Source organism: Streptomyces sp. Rer75 (assembly GCF_013414305.1).
In the GTDB taxonomy this organism is placed as follows: domain Bacteria; phylum Actinomycetota; class Actinomycetes; order Streptomycetales; family Streptomycetaceae; genus Streptomyces; species Streptomyces himastatinicus.
The window spans coordinates 2,937,457-2,959,136 of sequence record NZ_CP058693.1 but is presented as its reverse complement, the minus strand read 5'-3'; the positions used below and the strand labels follow the sequence as shown (position 1 = coordinate 2,959,136).

The following is a 21,680-nucleotide window of genomic DNA, read 5'->3' as shown; positions in this document are numbered from 1 at the left end:
GCCGTCCCCCAGCGGCACCCCGCGCGACGCGCCCTTCGGCGGCGGGGCGTCAGTCCTCGTAGTCGTAGAACAGCCGCTCCACCACGGCCCGCGCACGGCGCGTCGTGCGGCGGTAGTCGTCGAGCATCTCGCCGACGTGTCCCGGGCCGTAGCCCAAGTAGCGGCCCACCGCGGCCAGTTCGCGCGAGTCGCTGGGGAAGGTGTCGCCCGGGCGGCCGCGGACCAGCATCACGCCGTTGCGGACCCGGGTGGCCAGCACCCAGGCCTCGTCCAGGGTCTGGGCGTCCTCGGTGCTGATCAGGTCGGCCGCGTGCGCCGCGGCCAGGGCCCGGCGGGTGCGGGTGGTGCGCAGCCCCGGCTCCGCCCAGCCGTGGCGCATCTGGAGCAGCTGAACCGTCCACTCCACATCGCTGAGACCGCCGCGGCCCAGCTTGGCGTGGGTGGTCGGGTCGGCGCCGCGGGGCAGGCGCTCGGACTCCATCCGGGCCTTGAGACGGCGGATCTCGCGGATGGCGTCCTCGCCCAGCCCCTCGGCCGGATACCGCAGCGGGTCGATCAGCTCGATGAAGCGCGCCCCGAGGTCCGGGTCGCCCGCGACCGGTTCGGCGCGCAGCAGGGCCTGGCTCTCCCAGACCAGCGACCAGCGCCGGTAGTACGCGGCGTACGAGGCGAGGGTGCGCACCAGCGGGCCGGACTTGCCCTCCGGGCGCAGATCGGCGTCGATGAGCAGCGGCGGATCGGCGGTGGGCAGTTGGAGCAGCCGCCGCATCTCGTTGGCCACGGCGAACGCGGCGCGCGAGGCCTCCTGTTCGTCGGCGCCGTCGCGCGGCTCGTGGACGAACAGCACGTCCGCGTCCGAGCCGTAGCTCAGCTCATGGCCGCCGAACCTGCCCAGGCCGATCACGGCGAAGCGGGTGGGCAGCTCGTCGCCCCAGGTGTCGCGGACCGCGGCGCGCAGCGCGCCCGCGATGGTCGCCGCGTTGAGGTCGGAGACGGCGTCGCCGACCAAGTCGGCCAGCGTGGCCGGGTCCGTCGGCTCCTCCTCGGCCGGTGCCGCATGGGCGGCGGGACGGGCCGGAACGTGGGGCTCCGAGTCGCGCAGCGCACGGGGCACCTCGGGCGCCTTCGACGGTACGGCGGGCGGCGTGGCCTTGGTGGCGCCGGTGCGCGTCTCCTCGCCGCCCGGCGGCGGCCAGCTCACGGTGGGCCGTACCGACCCGTTGGCCAGCCGCGCGCTCTCGATCACATCCGCCGCCGCCGTACGGAACAGCTCGCGACGCCGCACCCCGCGCGCCGCGGCCACCGCCTGCTCGGCGCCGTCCGCGCGGCCCACCGCGGCCAGCACCTCCTGCTCCAGATGCTCCCGCCCGCGCGGTCGCAGCCCGCCCGGGTCGCCGAGCAGGGCGACCGCCTCCGGGGCGCGCAGCAGCAGATCGGGGGCGAGGCGCCCGGCCGAGAGCACCCGCGCCAGATTCTCCGCGGCCGCGCCCTCGTCCCGCAGCAGCCGCAGATACCAGGGCGTCTTGCCCAGCGCGTCGGAGACCTTGCGGAAGCCCAGCAGCCCGGCGTCCGGGTCTGCGGAATCGGCGAACCAGCCCAGCAGCACGGGCAGCAGCGTACGCTGAATGGCTGCTTTCCGGGACACACCGGACGCCAAAGCCTCCAAATGACGTAGGGCGCTGGACGGATCTGCGTAGCCCAGTGCCTCGAGCCGCTGCCCCGCCGCCTTGGGACTGAGCCGGGCCTCGCCCGGTTCCAGCTGGGCGACCGCGTCCAGCAGCGGCCGGTAGAACAGCTTCTCGTGCAGCCGCCGCACCTCGCGCGCGTGCCGCCGCCACGCCGTCCCCAGCTCGGCCACCGGCTCCGTACGGAAGCCCAGCGACCGGCCCAGCCGCCGCAGATCCGCCTCGTCCTCCGGCACCAGATGGGTGCGGCGCAGCCGGTACAGCTGGATCCGGTGCTCCATGGAGCGCAGGAAGCGGTACGCCTCGTCCAGCGCGGCCGCGTCCGAGCGCCCCACGTAGCCGCCCGCGGCCAGCGCGGCGAGCGCATCCAGGGTGGTGCCGCTGCGCAGCGACTCATCGGTCCGCCCGTGCACCAACTGGAGCATCTGCACGGCGAATTCGACGTCCCTGAGGCCGCCAGGACCCAGCTTCAGCTCCCGGTCGATCTCGGCGACCGGGATGTTCTCGACGACCCGGCGGCGCATCTGCTGCACATCGGGAACGAAGTTCTCGCGCTCGGCCGCCTGCCAGACCAGCGGCGCCACCGCGTCCACGTACGCCTGCCCGAGCGCACCGTCGCCCGCCACCGGCCGGGCCTTCAGCAGCGCCTGGAACTCCCACGTCTTGGCCCACCGCTGGTAGTAGGCCAGATGGCTGGAGAGCGTCCGCACCAGCGGGCCGTTGCGCCCCTCCGGCCGGAGATTGGCGTCCACCGGCCAGATCGTGCCCTCGATGGTCACGTCCGAGCAGATCCGCATCAGCCGCGCGGCCAGCCGGGTGGCCGCCTGCACGGCCTTGCCCTCCTCCACCCCGTCCACGGACTCCGCCACGAAGATCACGTCGACGTCCGAGACGTAGTTCAGCTCGCGCCCGCCGCACTTCCCCATCCCGATCACCGCCAGCCGGCACGCCGCGGCGTCCTCGGGTTGCTCCTCGGCCGCGATCTCCAGCGCCGCCCGCAGCGTCGCCGTCGCCAGATCCGCCAGCTCGGCCGCCGCCTGCGTGACATCGGTGGTCCCGCACACATCACGGGCCGCGATCGCCAGCAGCGCCCGGCGGTACGCCACGCGCAGCGCGTCCGGCCGCGGCATCCCCGCCCCCGGCCCGCCCCAGATCCCCTCGGCCAGCGCCTGCTCGAACTCGGGCGTCGTCGGATGCAGATCCGCGGGCTCGTACGTCACCAGCGCATGCCAGGCCTGCGGATGCCGGGCCAGATGATCACCCAGCGCCTCGGACGCCCCGAGCACCCCCAGCAGCCGGTCCCGCAGCGGCTTCGCGGTGACCAGCGTGTCCAGCAGCGCCTGCCGCGACCCCGCCTCGTCCCCGTCCCCGGCCTCCTCGGGCAGCGCCTCCACCAGCCGCACGAGCCCGAGCAGCGCCAGATCCGGATCGGCGGTCCCGCCGAGCGCGTCCAGCAGCACGGAGTCGGCCCGCACGCCCGCCACCTCGGGCGAGTCCAGCAGCCGCTGAGCGGCGGAGGGGTCGGTGAAGCCGTGCCGGAGCAGCCGGGTGAAGGTGCTGCTCCTGCGTCCCTGCGGTACGGCCATGCGCGCCGCCTCCGTCCCGTGTCTCCGTCCCACGCCCTGCCGTGATCAAGGCCCGCTGCCGAGCCTAAGCGACGGGGACCGCGAAGCGGCAGGTCCCGGGGGAGTGGGGCGCCTCGGTCCCTGCTCGAACCCGGCGGAGGTGAGGACACCGGCCGCGTGCAGATCGCCAGGCTCGGCGCAGCGCCTCGTCGAGGTGCCCGTCAGGCGGTGACGAACCGCGCGCCCGGTTCGCCGTGCAGGCGGCCCGGGGGGAGCCTGCGGCCGTAGGCGACCAGGAGCAGGTCCTGGGCGGTGCCGGTCAGGGGGGTGCCGGTGCCGTAGGACCAGTCGAGGTCGTCGGCGCGGAGCTGGACGCCGGTGAGGTCGGCGCCGAAGAACTTCAGGGTCCGGGCGTCGACCGTGGCCAGGAGGGCGCGTACGCGGTCCTCGGGGACCCGGCGGTCCAGGCCCAGCGCGACCGTGATGTCCAGGCCGTGGATCACGTCGTGGCCCAGCGCCGCCGTGAGGCCGCCGACCGGGGGCTTCCAGGGGTGGTGGGCGTTCTCGCGGAGGTACGCGGCGAGTTGGGCCGTGGAGGCGGTGGCCGCGTCCTTGCGGGCGAGGCGGTCGGTCATGCGGTGCAGGCCGCCGCGTGCCTTGAGGAGTTCGAGCAGGGTCCGGGGCAGCGGGTAGCGGAACCCCTGTGACATATGGGCCGCGACCTCCCGCACCCGCCACCCCGCGCACAGCGAGGGGGTGTCCCACTGTGCGGGGGTCAGGTCGTCCAACAGGTCGGCCAGCTCGCGGCGTTCGGCCGCGATCGCGTCCTTGATGTTCCCCGTTGTCTCCATGTGTTCCAGGGTGCCGGGGTGTGCGGTCATAGGTCCAACAGCTGGTTGTTCTGGATGTCAGAAGGGGTGGTTATGGCTGGGTCTTCGCGCGCGGGAGCAGTTTCCGGACCCACGGCCAGGCCACGATCAGCAGGATCACCGCGTACACGGTCACGGCGAAGGGCGTGTTGACCAGGCCCGTGAGGCTGCCGTCGCTGATCTGGAGCGCGCGCCGCAGCTGGAGTTCCGCGCCGGGGCCGAGGATGACGCCGATGACGGCGGGCAGCACGGGGAGGCCGTAGCGGCGCATGAGCAGGCCCAGCAGGCCGATGATGAGCAGGATGACCAGGTCCAGCGGCTCGCCGCCGACCGCGTACGCGCCGACCGCCGCGAAGAAGAGGATGCCCGCGTACAGGTAGGGGCGGGGAATCTTCAGCAGTTTGGCCCAGACCGGGGCCAGCGGCAGGTTGAGGACGATCAGCAGGCCCATGGCGATGAAGAGCGAGGCGATCAGCCCCCAGACGAGGTCCGGTTCGCGCTCGAAGAGCAGCGGGCCGGGCTGGATGCCGTACTGCTGGAACGCGGCGAGCATCACCGCGGCGACGGCGGTGGTGGGCAGGCCGAGCGTGAGCATGGAGACGAGCGTGCCCGCGGCGGACGCGGAGGCCGCCGACTCGGGGCCCGCGACGCCCTCGATGGCGCCCTTGCCGAACTCGTCGCGGTGCTTGGAGAGCCGCTTCTCCGTCACGTAGGAGAGGAAGGTGGGGATCTCGGCGCCGCCCGCGGGGATGGCGCCGAAGGGGAAACCGATCGCGGGGCCGCGCAGCCAGGGGCGCCAGGTGCGGCGCAGTTCGGCCTTGCCGAGCCAGGGGCGGCCGACGGGGATGGGCTGGTCGGGGCGGGTACGCAGGTGCAGCGCCACCCACAGCGCCTCGCCGATGGCGAAGAGCCCGACGGCGACGATCACGACATCGATGCCGTCGGCGAGCTGGAGCGAACCGAAGGTGAGCCGCTGCTGTCCGGTGAGCCGGTCCAGGCCGACGAGGCCGAGGGTGAGGCCGATGAGGAGGGAGGCGAAGCCGCGGATGCGGGAGCTGCCGAGGACGGAGGTCACGGCGACGAACGCCAGCACCATGATGGCGAAGTAGTCGGGGGCGCCGATGTCGACGGCGAGGTCGGCGACGGTCGGGGCGAGGAAGACCAGCAGGACCGTGCCGATCATGCCGCCCGCGAAGTGCCCGATGGCGGCCGCGGCGAGGGCCTGCGCGCCGCGCCCGGACTTGGCCATGGGGTGGCCTTCCATGGCGGCGACCACGGCCGCCGTCTCGCCCGGGGTGTTGAGCAGGATGGACGTGGTGGAGCCGCCGAACATGCCGCCGTAGTAGATGCCGGCGAACATGATGAACGCGGCCGTGGGGTCCAGCCCGTACGTGACGGGCAGCAGCAGCGCGACCGCCATGGCCGGGCCGATGCCGGGCAGGACGCCGATCGCGGTGCCGAGCAGCACGCCGACGGCCGCCCACAGCAGGTTGATGGGGGAGAGGGCGGTGCCGAAGCCGTCGAGGAGGGAGTTCAGGGAATCCATCGGTCAGAGCACCCCCATGAGCGGCCCGCCGGGCAGCGGAACCGAGAGCAGCCGGTCGAAGACGAAGAACGTGACCACGGACAGGACGGCCGCGACGATCGGGTCACGCGAGAAGGAGCGGCTGCCGAGCGCGTACGCGGAGCCCCAGAAGAGCAGCGCGCCGGAGATCGGGAAGCCGAGGGGCTGGATGAGGACGGCGTTGCCGAGGAAGACCCCGGCGAGGAGGAGCACGGTGCGCCAGTCGCCGGGCGCGCTCAGGTCGATGTCCTCGCCGCCCTCGGCCTCGCCGCGGCCGCCGCGCAGGACGTCGACGGCGAGGAGGACGGCGACCAGGAGGAGCCCGGCGCCGACGACGACGGGCACGGTCTTGGGACCGACCGGACCGCGCTGCGCGAAGCTCGCGTCCATGGTGAGGGCGTCGGTGAGGACGAGGACGCCGAGGACCAGCAGCAGCGCGCAGACGCCGAGTTCGGAGCGGCCGCGCAGGCGTTCCGCGAGGCCGGAGGGCGGCGTGGGCGCGGCGGCGGACGTGGGGTCGGGGGCGGGAGTCACAGGCCCAGCTCCTTCAGCACGGTGTCCACGCGCTTGTCCTGCGCGTCCAGGAAGCGCCCGAAGTCCTTGCCCGTCAGGTAGGCGTCGGTCCACTGGTTGCGCTTGACGGCGTCCTTCCACTCCTGGGAGGCGTGCAGCTTGGCGATCAGGCCGGTGAGCTTGTCGCGTTCGCTGTCGCTCAGGCCGGGCGGGGCGACGATGCCGCGCCAGTTGGTGAACGTCACGTCCAGCCCGGACTCCTTGAGCGTCGGCGCGTCGAGCCCCTTCGGCCGCTCGGCGCTGGTGACGGCGAGCACCCGCAGATCGCCGGACTTGATCTGGTCGAGGTATTCGCCGATGCCGGAGACGCCGAAGGCGACCTTGCCGCCGAGGACGGAGGCCAGCAGCTCGCCGCCCCCGTCGTACGCGATGTAGTTGACGGTCTTCGGGGCGATCCCGGCGGCCTTGGCCATGAGCATGGGGGCCATGTGGTCCGGTCCGCCGGGCGAGGAGCCGCCGCCCACCGGGAGGGCGTGCGGCTTCTTGCGCCAGTCCGCGAGGAGTTGGTCGAAGGTCCGGTACTTGGAGTTCTTGGCGACGACCACGATGTCCGGCTCCTCGGTGAGCCGGGCTATGGGGGTGGTGTCGGCGAGTGAGGAGGGCGCGTGGTTGGTGTGGACGGCGCCGACGACACCCAGCCCCATCGACATCGCGAGCTTGCCGTTGCCGCGCTCGGCCACCAGCTGGCTCAGCCCGACCGTGCCGCCGGCGCCGGGGAGGTTGAAGACCTCGATGTTGTTGGCGAGGTCGGCGTCCTCGGCGCTCTTGGCGGCCGTACGGGCGGTGATGTCGTAGCCGCCGCCGGGAGTGTTGGGCACCATGAAGCGCAGGCCCGGAATGTGGGTGCCGCCCGCGGAGCCGTCCCCGGAGCTGAGCAGTGGCGGCGCGAGGAGGACGAGCAGGGCCGCCGAGAGCACGGCGAGCGGGGTACGCAGGGCAGGACGCAGCGGCAGGCTCGGACGCTGTCGCACCTGGTGACACCACCTTTCGGGCTTGCCTGTGAGGTGGGCCACATGTTGCCTATGGGTTACCGGGCTGTCTCGCTTCCGGTAGTAAAGGACGTTGTGGTCGTTGAGTTCGCGGCGTGATCGCGGGCCTGTTCGCGGGAAAGGGGCCGGCGGGTGACGACAGTGCTGGTCGTCGAGGACGACTTCATGGTGGCCAAGCTGCACAGCCGCTTCGTGGCCGCCACGGAGGGCTTCACGGTCGCCGGGGTCGCGCACACCGGGGCCGAGGCGCTGCGCGCCGCCGAGGACCTCCGTCCCGACCTGGTGCTCCTCGACATCTATCTGCCGGACATGGACGGCATCAGCGTGCTGCGCGAGTTGCGCGCGAAGGCGGAGGACGGCGGCCATCATGTGGACGCCCTGTTCGTGACCGCCGCCAAGGACGCGCACGTGGTGCGCGAGGCGCTGCGCGCGGGGGCGCTGCACTACCTCATCAAGCCGTTCGACCGGGCCGCGCTTCAGGACCAGTTGCGGCACGCGGCGGCCCTGCGCGCCCGCCTCGACGCGCTCGGCGAGGCGCGCCAGGAGGACGTGGACCAGATCTTCGGCGGGCGCCCGCGCGCCTCCCGCGAGCTGCCGAAGGGGCTGGCCCCGCACACCGCCGACCTCGTCGAGCGGACCCTGCGGGCCCACGCCGACGGGTTGTCCGCCGCGGAATGCGCCGAGGCGGGCGCCTTTTCGCGGGTGAGCGCGCGCCGCTACCTGGAGTACTTCGCCGATACGGGCCAGGCCGAGGTCACCCTGCGCTACGGCGGCACGGGCCGCCCCGAGCACCGCTACCGCTGGATCGCCTGATGTCCGTACATGGGGGGCGCGTTCGCCGGGTATAGCGGGGGAAGGGCGAGCCACGGGGGGCACGATGGGGAGCGGCCTGTACAACCTCGATCGCGTCATGGACACGCTGGCTCCGGCGCTGCTCGGGATGCCGCCGGGCGGCGGACCGTGGGAGAAGCGGCGGTTCCCGGCGGGCGAGCCCGTGGTGGAGGTCGTCGGCGGCCGGGCCACCGGCAAGACGGCGCTGCTGGACGCCCTGTACGACGGTTACCACGCAGCCGTGCCCACGGCCCGGGTGGATCTGGCGGACGCCCCGTACTCGGCCGACGACCAGGGCGACCGCGACCGGCTGGACACCGCGCACGCGTCGCCGGTGACCAATCTGCTCTTCACCGTCTCCCACCAGCTCGGCTACGAGCGCGACGGCACCAGGCACACGCTGACCTTCCCACGGCTCTCGCCCGCGCTGCTGGTGATCAGCGCCTGGCGTCCCGAGGCCCGGGACCGCGACGAGGTGCAGCCGCCCGATCTGGTGGCGGCAGAGGAGGAGTTGGGGGAGCTCCTCGCCCAGCGGAACCCCGACGCGCAGGCGCGCAAGGTGGTCATCGGGCGGTGGCTGAACGCGCTGGGCGGGGTCGTGGCGGGGCTGCTGCCCGGGGTGCCGGGGCTCCAGGAGGTGCTGAGCGCGGCCACCGACACCCTCCTCGCCCGGGGCGACGACGGCCGGCACGGCTCGTCGTGGTGGCACTCCCATCTGGACCGTATCGACGGTGACACCACGCAGCGGTTGTTCGCGCTGGTCCGGAAGTTCCGCAGAGGGGGAGCGGACCGGGCCGAGGTGGAGGCCGATCTGATCGCCGCCCTGCTGGCGGACATCGACGGCGCGTACGGCTTCTTGAAGCGCCGGACCCAGCATCCGTCGCTGATCCTGCTGGACAACGTGGACGAGGCGCTGCGCGAGCGCTTCCTCGATCCGTTCGTCGCGCGCTACGCGCGGGACAGCCGGGAGTGGCGCGGGCGCGGGCGCATCATGCTCCCCGTCGTCTTCGCCACCTCGCTCGGGGACGGCTCCGCCGCCCACGCCCTCACCACCGACGCGCCCCCGTGGACGAAACCGGACCGGTGCCCGCCGGAGGCGTGGCTGCTGCGGCTCGGCATCCCCCGGGTCGGCGAGGCGGAGATCCGTACGATGCTCGACGACGCCGTCACGTACCCGCCGTCGCTGCCCACTGTGATCGCCCGGCTGAGCGGCGGGCGCACGGGCGACGCCCTGGCGCTCGCCGGGGCGGCGACGGCACGGCTGCGCGAGTCCGGCCCCTTCGCCCTCGATCAGCTGCTGTCGCTCCCGTCGCCCGGCACGGCCGAACCCGTGGGCGCCCGGCTGGTGGCGCGGCTGCTGCCCGACGGGGGCGTACGGGAGGAGGTGCTGCGGATCGCGCCCGCGCTGGACGCGGAGGCCGCGGCGCGGCTGCTGCGGGCCGACCGGGCGGCGCTGCCCGGCCTCAGCCCCGATCTGCGCGTCAGACGGCTGCGGGACGCCACCCTGGAGCGGCCGCACTGGGACCACCGGCCCTGGCCGGTGCCGCACCCCGGGAAGCCGCCGCTGATCACCGACCGGGCGCTGCGCGCGCTCCTGCTGCACGGCTTGAGAACCGGGGCCGACGAGGCGTCCTGGACCAGCCTGCACGCCGTGGCGGCCGCCCGCTACAACGACGGCGACGTGCGGTCCCGCGACTCGGACCGGCACGATCCGCGCTATCTGCACCACGCGCTCGCCCAGGGCCGCATCGACACCCTGGTGGTGCGGGCGATGCACCACCGGTATCTGCACCGCGCCCCCGCCGAGTGGCTGAGCGATCTCAACCTCATCGCGGCCGCGCCCCCGGCATGGGCCGGTTTCGCCCCCGAGGATCCGCCGGACGAGACGACGCCCACGGATGACGTGCCCGTCTGCGCGTCCTGCGAGTCCGGTGCCGATCGGCGCGTCCACGCCGCGATCCGGCGGCTGCTGGCCCTCGTATGGCGGCTGTCCGCGCCGCTGTCGGCGGTGCCGTCGGGCCACCGGGACACCGACTTGGTGCAGGTGCGGACCGCGCTGGAGGCGCTGTGCACCGAGTACGGCAACAGCCCGCGCCGCGAGCGGGCGTACAACGCGTACGTCGACGCCATCGCGGACGGCGGCTGGATCGACGCCCTGGTCAGCGGGGTGCAGGCCCCTGATCTTCCAGTCAAGGGAAGTAGCCGATGACTCATGCCCTGACCCGTCCCCTCAGAGCCATCCGGAACTGGCACTCCGCCCTTCCGCCGATCCGCCGGGTCCTGAACTGGGCCCTGGTGGGGCTGGTCGTGGGCGGTCTCGTGGCGGTGGGCGTCGTCACGCTGACGCCCGACCGCTCGTGCGGCGCCGGGGTCGACAAGCGCGCGGACGACGACGAGTGCACGGGCGTCACCGACGGCGGCTACTCCTTCATGGCCGAACTGGGCCCGGTGTCGGACCGGATCAAGGCCGAGAACACGAAGGTCACCAAGAGCGGCAAGGCGTACGCCACCATCGCGCTGATGATCCCCATGACGTTCAGAGAGGACGACGTGGCGGAGCGGGCCCAGGTGGTACGGGAGGTCCAGGGCGCCTATCTGGCCCAGTACCGGGCGAACCACGAGAGCGGCGACGAACCGGCGATCCGGCTGGTACTCGCCAACCCCGGCCGTGACATGACCCGTTGGAAGGAGGTGTCGGACCAGCTCGCCGGGATGGCGCAGTCGGGGAAGGACCGGCTGCGCGCGGTCTTCGGGTTCAACCTCAGCGTCACCCGCACCGAGCAGACCATCGCCTATCTGACCAGGGAGAAGGGCATCGCGGTGGTCGGCGGGCCGATCACCGCGGACGATCTGGGCAACGACCGTGAGAATCCCCGGAGATACCCGGGCCTGGCGAAGGTCGTGCCGTCCAACCGCGACCAGGCGCGGGCGCTCACCCACCATCTGAAGGTGAAGCCGCGGGACACCTTCCTGGTGGAGGACACCCACGCGGACGACCTCTACGCGAGGTCGCTGCGCGCCGCCTTCCGTGCGGAGACGCGGGGAACTCCCTATTCCGAGCAGTACGACTCGTCGAAGGCCATCCCGAACGACTTCGTCCAGATGGTCAACAACCTCTGTGACTCCCGGGCCACCACGGTCTACTTCTCCGGCCGCCCGCCCGCGCTCGCCCAGTTGATCAGGGCCCTGGGCAAACGCGGGTGCGCGGACCAGCACTACCGCGTGGTCACGGTCTCGGGCGCGTCGACGCTGGCGTACGACCCCACGATGGACTGGGACGCCTTCTCCTACGGCGACGGGCTGACCGTCGAGTACGCGACCATCACCCACGAGAGCGCCTGGACCACCGGCAACCCGCCCGCGACGGGCGGTTCGGCCGCCGACTTCCGGGCCCTCAGCAAGCTCGTCGGCGGTGGGGACAAGGCGTCCGCGGTCGGCGACATCGGCCCGACCGGGCTCGCCGACGGCCGGACGATCACCACCTACGACTCCGCGACGACGGCCATCGCGGGCATCCGCAACCGCACCACCACCAAGGGGCAGGTGCCGGACCTGGACTCCATCGCGGCGGCGTGGCCGCGGCTGCACGGGGACCAGATGGTGCGCGGGGCGAGCGGCTGGATCTGCCTCAACGGCTATGGCACGCCGTACGACAAGGCGGTGGCCATCGTGCGGCTGTCGCCCAGGAAGGGCCGGCACATCGAGTTCGGGAAGCTCGCCTGGCCGGACGGCGACCCGCCCGCCGAACAGTGCACGGCCGCACCGGACTGAGCCGAGGGGCTTTACGGCGCGCGCAGATAGTTGTAGACCGTGGCGCGGGAGACGCCGAGGAGTTCGGTGACGACCTGCACCGAGTGCTTGACCTGGAGGAAGCCACGGGTCTGGAGGGAGCGGACGAGTTCCTTCTTGGCGGCGGAGCCCAGGCCGCGCGGGGTGTGGCCGCGGGCCGCGGCGAACTCCTCGACGACGGTGCGCAGCTCGGTGACGGTACGGGCCCTCAGACTCTCGATGAGGGGCTGTTCCTGATCGTCGGTGCGGACCAGGTTGTTGAGGCTGCGGGCGACGCTGGCGAAGAGGGAGACGTCCAGGTTGAGGCAGATGGCGGCGACGTAGGTGCCCGCGCTGTTCTTGATGCCGATGGAGGTGCTCTTCGCCGGGCGGCCGTCGGGGAAGCGGTTGGCGTAGTTCTGGACGATGCCGGGGAAGCCGGGGTCCTCGATGCGGGCGAGGCCGAGTTCGGTGGCCGGGTCGCCGACCGACCGGCCGGAGAGATTGGATTCGATGGCCCGGATGGCCTGGTCGGGGCGGCGCAGATCGTGCAGCACCACCTCGCACAGGCCGGGGAACATCCGGCCGATGGCGGTGACGATCTTCTCGGCCTCGCGCAGCAGCAGTTCGTCCTCGGCGCTGCCGCGGGGCTCCTCGTCGGCCGTTTCCGTCATCGCGGCTCACCGCCCTCCGGGGTGGACTCCGGGCCGAACAGGGCGCCCATCGCCGTCGCCGCCTTCAGCCCCGAGCCGGTCAGCAGGACGACGGTGGTCTCCCCGGGGCGGATCGCGCCGCGGGCCCGGAAGACGTCGATCGCCGCGGCCGCGGTCGCGCTGGTCGGCTCGGCGTACAGCCCCATCGCGGCCAGCCTGCGGACCGCGGCGACGATGGCGTCCTCGGGGACGGCGGCCATGTCGCCGTCCGAGCGGCGGATCGCGCTCACCACCTCCGGCAGCCGGACGGGTTCGCGGATGGCCGTGCCCTCGGCGACGGTGGGGGAGAAGGCGGGGGCGGCCGTCTCGCCGTGGAACGCGGCGTGGATGGGGGCGCAGTTGGCGGGCTGGGCGACCAGCAGCCGTGGCCGCCGGGCGATCTGGCCCGCGGCGAGCAGCTCGCCGAAGCCGAGGTCGCAGCCGAGCACGGTGGACCCGGCACCGGCCACCGTCACCACGGCGTCGGGGGCGGTGAAGCCGAGGTCCTCCCACAGCTCGTACGCGAGGGTCTTGGTCCCCTGGAGGAAGAAGGGGTGCCAGTTGTGGCTCGCGTAGTACGTGGTGGCCGACTGGCGCAGCGCCTCGGCGGCGGTGGCGTCCCGGTCGCCGGGCACCAGCCGGACGTCGGCGCCGTACGCCCGGCTCTGGAGGACCTTGGCCGGGGACGTCGACTCCGGGGCGAGGATCCGGGCCCGGATCCCGGCGGCGGCGCAGTACGCGGCGACGGAGGCGCCACCGTTGCCGGAGCTGTCCTCGATGACCTCGCGGACGCCGCGCTGCGCCAGCAGGGAGATCATCACGCTGGTGCCGCGGTCCTTGAAGCTGCCGGTCGGGCTGAACCACTCCAGCTTGAAGCGCACCCGACCCTCGCCCCAGTCCTTCTCGACCAGCGGCGTGCATCCTTCACCCAAGGACACCGGGGCGTCGATGCGCACCGGGAGGGCCGCTCGGTAGCGCCACAGCGACCGGGCCCCGGTGTCCACCTGCGCGGGGGTGATGCCGGGCAGTGCGGAGACGGTGAGCGGCGCGCCGTCGTCGCCGCACCAGCGCGGCTCGTCGATCGGATACGAGGCGCCGGAGCGCTCGTCGACGTAATGTGGTTCAGCTCGCACCTTGGACATTCTGTGTAGTTGTATAACCACCGTCAAGGTCCCGGTAGGCGACTCACGTCGGGAACAAGCCGGGCTCAAGGCGCGCTCAAGCGGGCGCGACGTGCGCGAACAGCCGTTCCACCACCACCGCCACCCCGTCCTCGTCGTTGCGCGGCGCCACCTCGTCGGCCAGCGCGATCAGGTCCGGATGCGCGTTGCCCATCGCGACCCCGTACCCCGCCCAGCCCAGTAGCGGGATGTCGTTCGGCATGTCGCCGAAGGCGATCGTGTCCGCGGGGGTGAACCCCATCCGCTCCGCGGCCAGCTCCAGCCCCACCGCCTTGGTGATCCCCGCGGGCAGCACCTCGATCATGCCCTTCTCCGAGTGCGTCACCGACACCTCGCCCGCACCCGCCCGTGCCGCGGCCGCCGCGACCCGGTCGTCGGCCACCGCCCGGTGGCGCATCAGCACCTTCTCGATCGGCTGCGCCCACAGCGCCTCCCGGTCCACCATCGCGTCCCAGCCCGGCCGCCGCCCGTCGGCGAACCCGGCCGTGACCACGAAGCGGTTCTCCGGCGCGGCGGTCACCACGGCCAGCTCCAGCGGGCCCGCGGCCAGCGCCTCCTCGGTGCGCGCCACCACCGACCGGGCCAGGTCGCGGTCGAGCGCGGCCGAGACCAGCAGCCGGTCCGCGGTCGCGTCGTACAGCTGCGCGCCCTGCCCGCACACCGCGAGCCCCCGGTAGCCGATCGCCACCAGGAACTCCCGGCAGGACGCGGCCGGGCGGCCGGTGACGACCAGATGCCGCGCCCCGGCGCGGCCCGCTGCGGCCAGCGCGGCACGGGTGCGCGGCGAGACCGTCAGATCGCCGCGCAGCAGGGTGCCGTCGAGGTCGGTGGCCACCAGCCGGAAGGGCGGACCGGCGGCCCGGGGGCGGGGGAGTAAGGCTCCGGGGGCAGGAGTGGCCGAAGTGGCGGGAGTGGCAGATGTGGCTTCGGGGATGTACACGGTGCATCAGAATGGCGGGTCGGCCGGGGCCGATCAAACCGTGCAGGCAGGCACCGAAAGGCGTCAGGCCGGGCGCAGCTCGCCCTCGGGCGCCCGCCGCAGCCCGGTCACCTGCTTCGGCAGCCGGTACGGCAGCGCCCCGTACCAGGCGTACGACAGCCCGAAGCCGAAGGACAGGCAGATGATGCCGCCGACCGCGTCCATCCAGAAGTGGTTCGCCGTCGCGACGATCACCAGCAGCGTCGCCGTCGGGTACAGCAGGCCCAGTACCCGCACCCACACCGGGCGGGCCAGGGTGGCGATGGTGAGGCCGCACCACAGCGACCAGCCGATGTGCATCGAGGGCATCGCCGCGTACTGGTTGGACATGTTGGCCAGGTTCCCCGAGGCCATCGAGCCCCAGGTGTGGTGCACCACGACCGTGTCGATGAAGTGCCCGCCGTGCATGAGCCGGGGCGGGGCCAGCGGGAAGAGGTAGTAGCCGAGCAGGGCCACGCCGGTGGTCGCGAAGAGGGCCAGCCGGATGGCGGCGTAGCGGCCCGGGTGCCAGTGGTAGAGCCACACCAGCACGCTGAGCGTCACGATGAAGTGCAGCGTGGCGTAGTAGTAGTTCATGCCGACGATGAGCCAGTTGATCGAGTCGATCGCATGGTTGACGCCCCGTTCGAAGGCCATCCCGAGCCGGTGCTCCCAGTCCCAGATCCAGCCCGCGTTGCGCAGCGCCTCGGCGCGCTGCTCCGGAACGGCGTTGCGGATTAAGGAGTACGTCCAGTAGCTGACCGCGATCAGGACGATCTCGAACCAGAGCCGGGGCCGCCGCGGCGTCCGCAGCCGGTCCATCGCGGTCCGAGAAGTCGCTTCACCCATAGGGCAACAGTCTGCCAGAGATGTCCGATACGGGGTGGGCTTATGTCCCGTTACGGACGGGCGCCGTGCGCCGAGGCGGTGGACCCGCGGACCACCAGTTCGGGCAGGAAGACGAACTCGCTGGGCGGCGCCGGGGTGCCGCCGATCTCCTCCAGCAGCGCCCGCACCGCCGCCTGCCCCATCGACTGAACCGGTTTGCGGATGGTGGTCAGCGGCGGGTCGGTGAAGGCGATCAGCGGGGAGTCGTCGAAGCCGACCACCGAGACGTCCTGAGGGACCCGCAGCTCCCGCCGCCGGGCCGCGCGTATGGCGCCCAGCGCCATCATGTCGCTCGCGCACACCACCGCCGTACAGCCCCGGTCGATCAGCGCGCCCGCCGCGGCCTGACCACCCTCCAGGGTGTACAGCGAATGCTGGATCAGTTCCTCGGACTCCTCGGGCGCCACCCCCAGCCGGTCCCGCATCGCGTGCTGGAAGCCCTCGATCTTCCGCAGCACGGGCACGAACCGCTTGGGCCCGAGCGCGAGCCCGATCCGGGTGTGTCCGAGGGAGACCAGATGCGTGACGGCCAGCAGCATCGCCGCCCGGTCGTCGGGGGAGATGAACGGCGCCCGCACCTTCGGCGAGAAGCCGTCCACCAGCACGAACGGCACGCCCTGGCCGCGCAGCTGGTCATAGCGCTGCATATCGGCCGAGGTGTCCGCGTGCAGCCCGGAGACGAAGATGATCCCGGCCACGCCGCGGTCCACCAGCATCTCGGTCAGCTCGTCCTCGGTCGAGCCGCCGGGGGTCTGGGTGGCCAGCACCGGGGTGTAGCCCTGCCGGGTCAGCGCTTGCCCGATCACCTGGGCGAGCGCGGGAAATATTGGGTTCTCCAGCTCGGGCGTGATCAGTCCCACCAGCCCCGCGCTGCGCTGCCGCAGCCGCACCGGCCGCTCGTAGCCGAGGACGTCCAGGGCGGCGAGGACGGACTCGCGGGTGGCCGACGCCACCCCCGGCCTGCCGTTGAGGACGCGGCTGACGGTGGCTTCGCTGACCCCCGCCTGGGCTGCGATGTCGGCAAGCCGTGCGGTCATGGAGTGGGACCTTACCGGTCGCATGTCAGATTGCCCACCACACGCAGGATTCGGCGGGAATGCGCACCGTACCGGCGTCGTACGCCAGCGGCGCGGAGGACAGCAGCGCACGCCCCGGCCGCGGCAGCCGGACCTCCTCCCCGAGGGTGTTGAGCGTGCAGACGAGGCCCGGGCGCGACAGCGCGAGCACCCCCGCCGGGGCCCCCAGCCAGCTCATCGGCCCGTCGCCCAGGCCCGGCAGCTCCCGGCGCAGCGCGAGCGCGGCGCGGTACAGCTCCAGGGTGGATTCCGGGTCGCCGGTCTGCGCCTCCACGGAGGCGTCCGCCCAGCCGTCGGGCTGGGGCAGCCAGCTGCCGCCCGGCCCGAAGCCGTACGACGGGCCCGAACGCGACCAGGGGAGCGGCACCCGGCAGCCGTCGCGCCGGCCCTCCTGACCGTCCTGGCCGTCCTGCCCGTCGGCGGAGGTACGGAAGAACGCCGGGTCCTGGCGGGCCTCGTCCGGCAGGTCGACGACCTCGGGAAGGCCCAGCTCCTCGCCCTGGTACAGATACGCCGAACCCGGCAGCGCCAGGGTGAGCAGGGCCGCGGCCCGGGCCCGCCGCAGACCCTGCCCGGGCCCGTCGTCGGCGTACCGGGTGGTGTGCCGGACGACGTCGTGGTTGGAGAGCACCCAGGTGGTGGGGGCGCCGACCGAGGCGGTGGCGGCCAGCGACTCGTCGATCACCTCGCGCATCGCGGCCGCGTCCCACGGGCACTTGAGGAACTGGAAGTTGAACGCCTGGTGCAGCTCGTCCGGGCGTACGTACAGGGCGAGCCGCTCGGCGCTGGGCGCCCAGGCCTCGGCGACGCCGATCCGCATCCCCGGGTAGGAGTCCAGCAGCCGCCGCCAGCCGCGGTGGATCTCGTGCACCCCGTCCTGGTCGAAGAACGGCAGCACCTGCGAGCCGATCAGCTTGGCCTGTTCGGTGCGGCCGATGTCGGGCAGCCCGGGGGCCTTGACCATGCCGTGTGCGACGTCGATACGGAAGCCGTCCACGCCCAGGTCCAGCCAGAAGCGCAGTACGGAGTCGAACTCCTCGCGGACCTCCGGACAGTCCCAGTTGAGGTCGGGCTGCTCGGGCGCGAACAGGTGGAGATACCACTCGCCCGGGGTGCCGTCCGGGCCGGTGGTACGGGTCCAGGCCGGGCCGCCGAAGACGGACTCCCAGTCGTTCGGCGGCAGTTCGCCGTCCGCGCCCCGGCCGGGACGGAAGTGGTACCGCTCGCGGGCCGCCCCCCGAGGCCGGTCCGCGAGCGCGTCGAGAAACCACGGATGGCGGTCCGAGGTGTGGTTCGGGACGACGTCGACGATCACCCGCAGCCCCAGCTCATGGGCGGTGCGCACCAGGTCGTCGGCGTCCTGGAGGGTGCCGAAGAGCGGATCGACGGCGCGGTAGTCCGCCACGTCGTAGCCCCCGTCGGCCTGCGGCGAGGCGTAGAACGGCGTCAGCCAGACGGCGTCCACCCCGAGCCGGGCCAGGTGCGGCAGCCGCTCGCGCGCGCCGCGCAGATCCCCGATGCCGTCGCCGTCGCTGTCGGCGAAGGACCGGACGTACACCTGGTAGATGACGGCGTCCCGCCACCAGGCGGTCCCCTCGGGGGATCGGGCCGGCTCGGCCTGGAGGGAGGTCGTGAGCTCCTGGGTCATGCCGGTGAACGTAACAGCTCTGCAATGTCTTGCGGAAGAGCTTGCAGGGGTGGGTGGCGCCCAAAAGGCGCACTACGGGGCCGTATGGCGCCCTGTCAAGCGCCTGGGCGGCTACCGCAGGGACACGCGGGAGTAACGATCCGGTCCGCTTGCAGAAAGCTACCGCAAGTTTTTTCCGGGGGTCTTTCCGGGGCTCCGTGGCGCTGTTACGTTCCTGCGCAATCCGGCGGCCGCCATGGCGCCGCCGGTCGGCTCGGGGAGGGGTTCAGATGCGACATGGCATTGCGGCCACCGCGCTCGTCGCGGTCATCGCGCTCACGGGGACCGCATGCGGCGGTGGCGACGGCGACGGCGGCGGAAAGGGATCCGACGGCAGGATCTCCGGCACCGTGACCTACTGGGACACCTCGAACGAGGCCGAGAAGGGCACGTACGAGCAGCTCGCCCGCGGCTTTCAGAAGAAGTACCCGGACGTGAAGGTGAACTACGTCAACGTCCCGTTCGGCGAGGCGCTGGCCAAGTTCAAGAACGCCGCCGGTTCCGGCGGCTCCGGCGCGCCCGACGTGCTGCGCGCCGAGGTGGCCTGGACCCAGGACCTCGCCAACATCGGCTACCTCGCCAAGCTGGACGGCACCAAGGCCCTCGCCGGCCAGTCCGACTATCTGCCCAAGGCGGCCGCCGGGACGAAGTTCAAGGGCGCGACGTACGGCGTACCGCAGGTCATCGACACCCTCGGCCTCTTCTACAACAAGAAGATGCTGAAGGAGGCCGGGGTGGCGCCGCCCACCAGCTGGGCCGGGCTGAAGGCCGCCGCGAAGAAGATCAAGCAGAAGACCGGCAAGACCGGGCTCTATCTGCGCGGCGACGACGCCTACTGGTACCTGCCCTTCCTCTACGGCGAGGGCGGCGATCTGCTCGACACCGGCGCGAAGAAGGTCACCGTCGACGACGCGCCCGGCGTCAAGGCGTTCGCCGCCGCCCGCGACCTGGTCGTCTCCGGCGCGGCGGAGACCGACGCCACCGACGGCTGGGACACCATGCAGCACGCCATCAAGAACGGCGACGTGGCGATGACCGTCAACGGGCCGTGGGCGATCGAGGACACCCTCGCCGGAAAGGCGTTCAAGGACCCGTCCAACCTCGGCGTGGTCCCCGTCCCGGCGGGCAGCGGCGGCCAGGGCGCCCCGCAGGGCGGCCACAACCTCACCGTCTACGCGGGCTCGAAGAACCTCGACGCCTCCTACGCCTTCGCCCGCTACATGAGCTCGGCCGAGGTGCAGGCGAAGACCACCGAGAAGCTGAGCCTGCTGCCCACCCGCACCTCCGTCTACCGGAACGAGACGGTCGCGGCCAACCCCAACGTGAAGTTCTTCAAGGCCGCCGTCGACAAGGCCGTCGAGCGCCCGTGGATCCCCGAGGGCAACAGCCTCTTCCAGGCGATCCTGGTCCAGTACCCGAAGGTGCTCACCGGCAAGGCGTCGCCGAAGGAGGCCGCCGGGGCGGTCGGGGACGAATACCGGAAGCTCCTCAAGGGCGACTGGAAGTAGGGCCGGTGACGATGGCTGTCGACATCGGCCGCACGGCGAAACCGCCCGGCCGCATCCGCACCGCGCTGGCCCGCCACTGGTACGCCTGGGCCATGGTCGCGCCCGTCGTGATCGTGATCGCACTGATCATCGGCTATCCGCTGGGCCGCGGCGTCTACCTCTCCCTCACCGACGCCGACGAGAGCAACGTCGAGCGCACCATCGGGATCAACCACATCCCCGCCACCTACCGCTTCACCGGACTCGACAACCTCACCGCGATCCTGAAGGACCAGGTCTTCCTGGACCGGCTCCTGTGGACCGTGACCTGGACCGTCGCCTGCGTCACCGTCACCTTCGCGCTCGGCCTCGGCCTCGCCGTGCTGCTGAACCGCCGCTTCGCCGGGCGCGCCGTCTACCGCTCGCTGCTGATCCTGCCCTGGGCGGTGCCCGCCTTCGTCTCCGTCTTCGCCTGGCGGCTGCTCTACAACGAGAAGAACGGCATCCTCAACAAGCTGCTCGACGGCGGCGGCATCGACGCCGTGCCCTGGCTGAACGACCCCACCCTCGCCAAGATCTCGGTGATCGCGGTCAACGTCTGGCTCGGGGTGCCGTTCATGCTGGTCGCCCTGCTCGGCGGGCTCCAGTCCATCCCCGGCGAGCGGTACGAGGCCGCCGAGATGGACGGCGCGAACCCGTGGCAGCGGTTCCGCCACATCACCCTGCCCGGGCTGCGGCCGGTCTCCGCCACCGTGGTCCTGCTCTCCACCATCTGGACCTTCAACATGTTCCCGGTGATCTACCTGCTCACCCGGGGCGGGCCCGGTGACGCCACGGAGATCCTGGTGACGTACGCGTACCGGCTCTCGTTCGTCAACAGCCCGCGCGACTACGCGGGCGCCTCCGCCTGGGGCGTCCTCATCCTGCTCATCCTCCTGCTCTTCGCGGTGGTCTACCGCCGGGCGCTGCGCAAACAGGGAGAGGTGTGGTGACCATGCGCGACCGGCGACGCGGCCCGCTCGCCTCGATCGGGCTGCACACGACCCTGATCCTCGCCTCGGCCATCGCGGTCTTCCCGCCGCTGTGGCTGCTGGTGACCTCGTTCAAGCCCAAGGGTGAGGCGTTCAGCACCGAGGTGATCAAGGACCCGACGCTGCGGAACTACACCCATGTCCTGGGCGACACGGAGTTCCTGACCTGGTTCGGCAACTCGCTGCTGATCGTCGGCGTCACCACCGTGCTGGGCGTGTTCGTCGCGGCCACCACCGGCTACGCCGTCAGCCGCTTCCGCTTCCCCGGCATGCGGCCGCTGATGTGGCTGCTGCTGATCACCCAGATGTTTCCGGTGGCCGTCCTCATCGTGCCGCTCTACACCATCATGTCGACGCTCGGCTGGCTCAACCAGCCGATCTCGCTCATCGTCACCTATCTGACGGTGGCCGTGCCGTTCTGCGCCTGGATGATGAAGGGCTACTTCGACACCATCCCGGCCGAGATCGACGAGTCGGGGCGGGTCGACGGGCTGACCCCCTTCGGCGCCTTCTGGCGGCTGGTCGTCCCGCTCGCCAAGCCGGGCATCGCGGTCACCGCCTTCTACACCTTCATCACCGCATGGGCCGAAGTCGCCTACGCGTCCGCCTTCATGACGGGCGAGGAGAACCTGACGCTCGCCGCGGGCCTCCAGACCTTCGTCAACCAGTACACCTCCGACTGGGGCGCGATGACCGCCGCCGCAGTCATGATCGCCACCCCGGCGGCGCTGGTGTTCGCCTGGGTGCAGCGCCATCTGGTGACGGGGCTGACGGCCGGAGCGACCAAGTCATAACGAGACCCCACCACGGTACGAGACTCCCCCCACGGAGGAACG

General features: G+C 72.3%; 17 protein-coding genes. 6 read left to right on the top strand and 11 right to left on the bottom strand.

The features are described from left to right. Positions 1 to 49 precede the first annotated feature (49 nt). From HYQ63_RS12395 to HYQ63_RS12375, 5 genes are all read right to left on the bottom strand, one after another. Complete coding sequence (locus HYQ63_RS12395) at positions 50 to 3,271, bottom strand: bifunctional [glutamine synthetase] adenylyltransferase/[glutamine synthetase]-adenylyl-L-tyrosine phosphorylase (protein ID WP_179933866.1); 3,222 nt, start codon at positions 3,269 to 3,271, stop codon at positions 50 to 52. A gap of 200 nt (positions 3,272 to 3,471) precedes the next feature. Next, a complete protein-coding gene (locus HYQ63_RS12390; RefSeq protein WP_179933865.1) occupies positions 3,472 to 4,101 on the bottom strand; it encodes a maleylpyruvate isomerase family mycothiol-dependent enzyme in 630 nt (209 codons plus the stop codon). Between the two features lie 70 nt (positions 4,102 to 4,171). After that, complete coding sequence (locus HYQ63_RS12385) at positions 4,172 to 5,665, bottom strand: tripartite tricarboxylate transporter permease (RefSeq protein ID WP_179933864.1); 1,494 nt, start codon at positions 5,663 to 5,665, stop codon at positions 4,172 to 4,174. Between the two features lie 3 nt (positions 5,666 to 5,668). Further along, the gene (locus HYQ63_RS12380) at positions 5,669 to 6,217 is read right to left on the bottom strand and encodes a tripartite tricarboxylate transporter TctB family protein (protein ID WP_179933863.1); all 549 of its coding nucleotides are present in this window, start codon (positions 6,215 to 6,217) and stop codon (positions 5,669 to 5,671) included. Continuing rightward, positions 6,214 to 7,191, bottom strand: a complete 978-nt coding sequence (locus HYQ63_RS12375) for a tripartite tricarboxylate transporter substrate binding protein (RefSeq protein ID WP_179940011.1) — start codon at positions 7,189 to 7,191, stop codon at positions 6,214 to 6,216. The genes HYQ63_RS12380 and HYQ63_RS12375 overlap by 4 nt, the downstream gene beginning before the upstream one ends. A gap of 186 nt (positions 7,192 to 7,377) precedes the next feature. Between HYQ63_RS12375 and HYQ63_RS12370 the strand changes: the two genes are divergently transcribed. The 3 genes from HYQ63_RS12370 to HYQ63_RS12360 all read left to right on the top strand — a co-directional run bounded on the left by HYQ63_RS12370 (position 7,378) and on the right by HYQ63_RS12360 (position 11,847). Further along, entirely contained in the window at positions 7,378 to 8,058 is a 681-nt protein-coding gene (locus HYQ63_RS12370) for a response regulator (protein WP_179933862.1), read from the top strand. A 64-nt stretch (positions 8,059 to 8,122) separates the two neighbouring features. Beyond that, the gene (locus HYQ63_RS12365) at positions 8,123 to 10,285 is read left to right on the top strand and encodes a hypothetical protein (protein ID WP_179933861.1); all 2,163 of its coding nucleotides are present in this window, start codon (positions 8,123 to 8,125) and stop codon (positions 10,283 to 10,285) included. Continuing rightward, positions 10,282 to 11,847, top strand: a complete 1,566-nt coding sequence (locus HYQ63_RS12360) for a hypothetical protein (protein WP_179933860.1) — start codon at positions 10,282 to 10,284, stop codon at positions 11,845 to 11,847. Before HYQ63_RS12365 ends, HYQ63_RS12360 begins: the two co-directional genes overlap by 4 nt. Positions 11,848 to 11,858: 11 nt before the next feature. On the opposite strand, the gene HYQ63_RS12355 is transcribed toward HYQ63_RS12360, so the two are convergent. The 6 genes from HYQ63_RS12355 to HYQ63_RS12330 all read right to left on the bottom strand — a co-directional run bounded on the left by HYQ63_RS12355 (position 11,859) and on the right by HYQ63_RS12330 (position 18,287). Then, positions 11,859 to 12,518, bottom strand: a complete 660-nt coding sequence (locus HYQ63_RS12355) for a transcriptional regulator (RefSeq protein WP_179933859.1) — start codon at positions 12,516 to 12,518, stop codon at positions 11,859 to 11,861. Next, positions 12,515 to 13,678, bottom strand: a complete 1,164-nt coding sequence (locus HYQ63_RS12350; RefSeq protein ID WP_179933858.1) for a pyridoxal-phosphate dependent enzyme — start codon at positions 13,676 to 13,678, stop codon at positions 12,515 to 12,517. Before HYQ63_RS12350 ends, HYQ63_RS12355 begins: the two co-directional genes overlap by 4 nt. A 76-nt stretch (positions 13,679 to 13,754) precedes the next feature. Then, entirely contained in the window at positions 13,755 to 14,555 is an 801-nt protein-coding gene (locus tag HYQ63_RS12345; protein WP_179940009.1) for an HAD family hydrolase, read from the bottom strand. Between the two features lie 165 nt (positions 14,556 to 14,720). Beyond that, positions 14,721 to 15,524: a phosphatase PAP2 family protein gene (locus tag HYQ63_RS12340; protein ID WP_179933857.1), complete on the bottom strand. Its 804-nt coding sequence runs from the start codon at positions 15,522 to 15,524 to the stop codon at positions 14,721 to 14,723. Positions 15,525 to 15,574: 50 nt separating this feature from the next. Next, positions 15,575 to 16,600, bottom strand: a complete 1,026-nt coding sequence (locus HYQ63_RS12335; RefSeq protein WP_179933856.1) for a LacI family DNA-binding transcriptional regulator — start codon at positions 16,598 to 16,600, stop codon at positions 15,575 to 15,577. Positions 16,601 to 16,625: 25 nt separating this feature from the next. Next, entirely contained in the window at positions 16,626 to 18,287 is a 1,662-nt protein-coding gene (locus HYQ63_RS12330) for a glycoside hydrolase family 13 protein (RefSeq protein WP_179933855.1), read from the bottom strand. A gap of 269 nt (positions 18,288 to 18,556) precedes the next feature. On the opposite strand from HYQ63_RS12330, the gene HYQ63_RS12325 reads away from it, so the two are divergent. Genes HYQ63_RS12325 through HYQ63_RS12315 form a run of 3 tightly spaced genes read left to right on the top strand, consistent with a single transcriptional unit; the run spans position 18,557 to position 21,638 of the window. Continuing rightward, positions 18,557 to 19,834, top strand: coding sequence for an extracellular solute-binding protein (locus HYQ63_RS12325; protein ID WP_179933854.1), 1,278 nt, complete (start codon positions 18,557 to 18,559; stop codon positions 19,832 to 19,834). Positions 19,835 to 19,845: 11 nt separating this feature from the next. Beyond that, positions 19,846 to 20,805, top strand: coding sequence for a carbohydrate ABC transporter permease (locus HYQ63_RS12320; protein WP_179933853.1), 960 nt, complete (start codon positions 19,846 to 19,848; stop codon positions 20,803 to 20,805). Between the two features lie 2 nt (positions 20,806 to 20,807). After that, a complete protein-coding gene (locus tag HYQ63_RS12315; RefSeq protein WP_179933852.1) occupies positions 20,808 to 21,638 on the top strand; it encodes a sugar ABC transporter permease in 831 nt (276 codons plus the stop codon). Positions 21,639 to 21,680 lie beyond the last annotated feature (42 nt).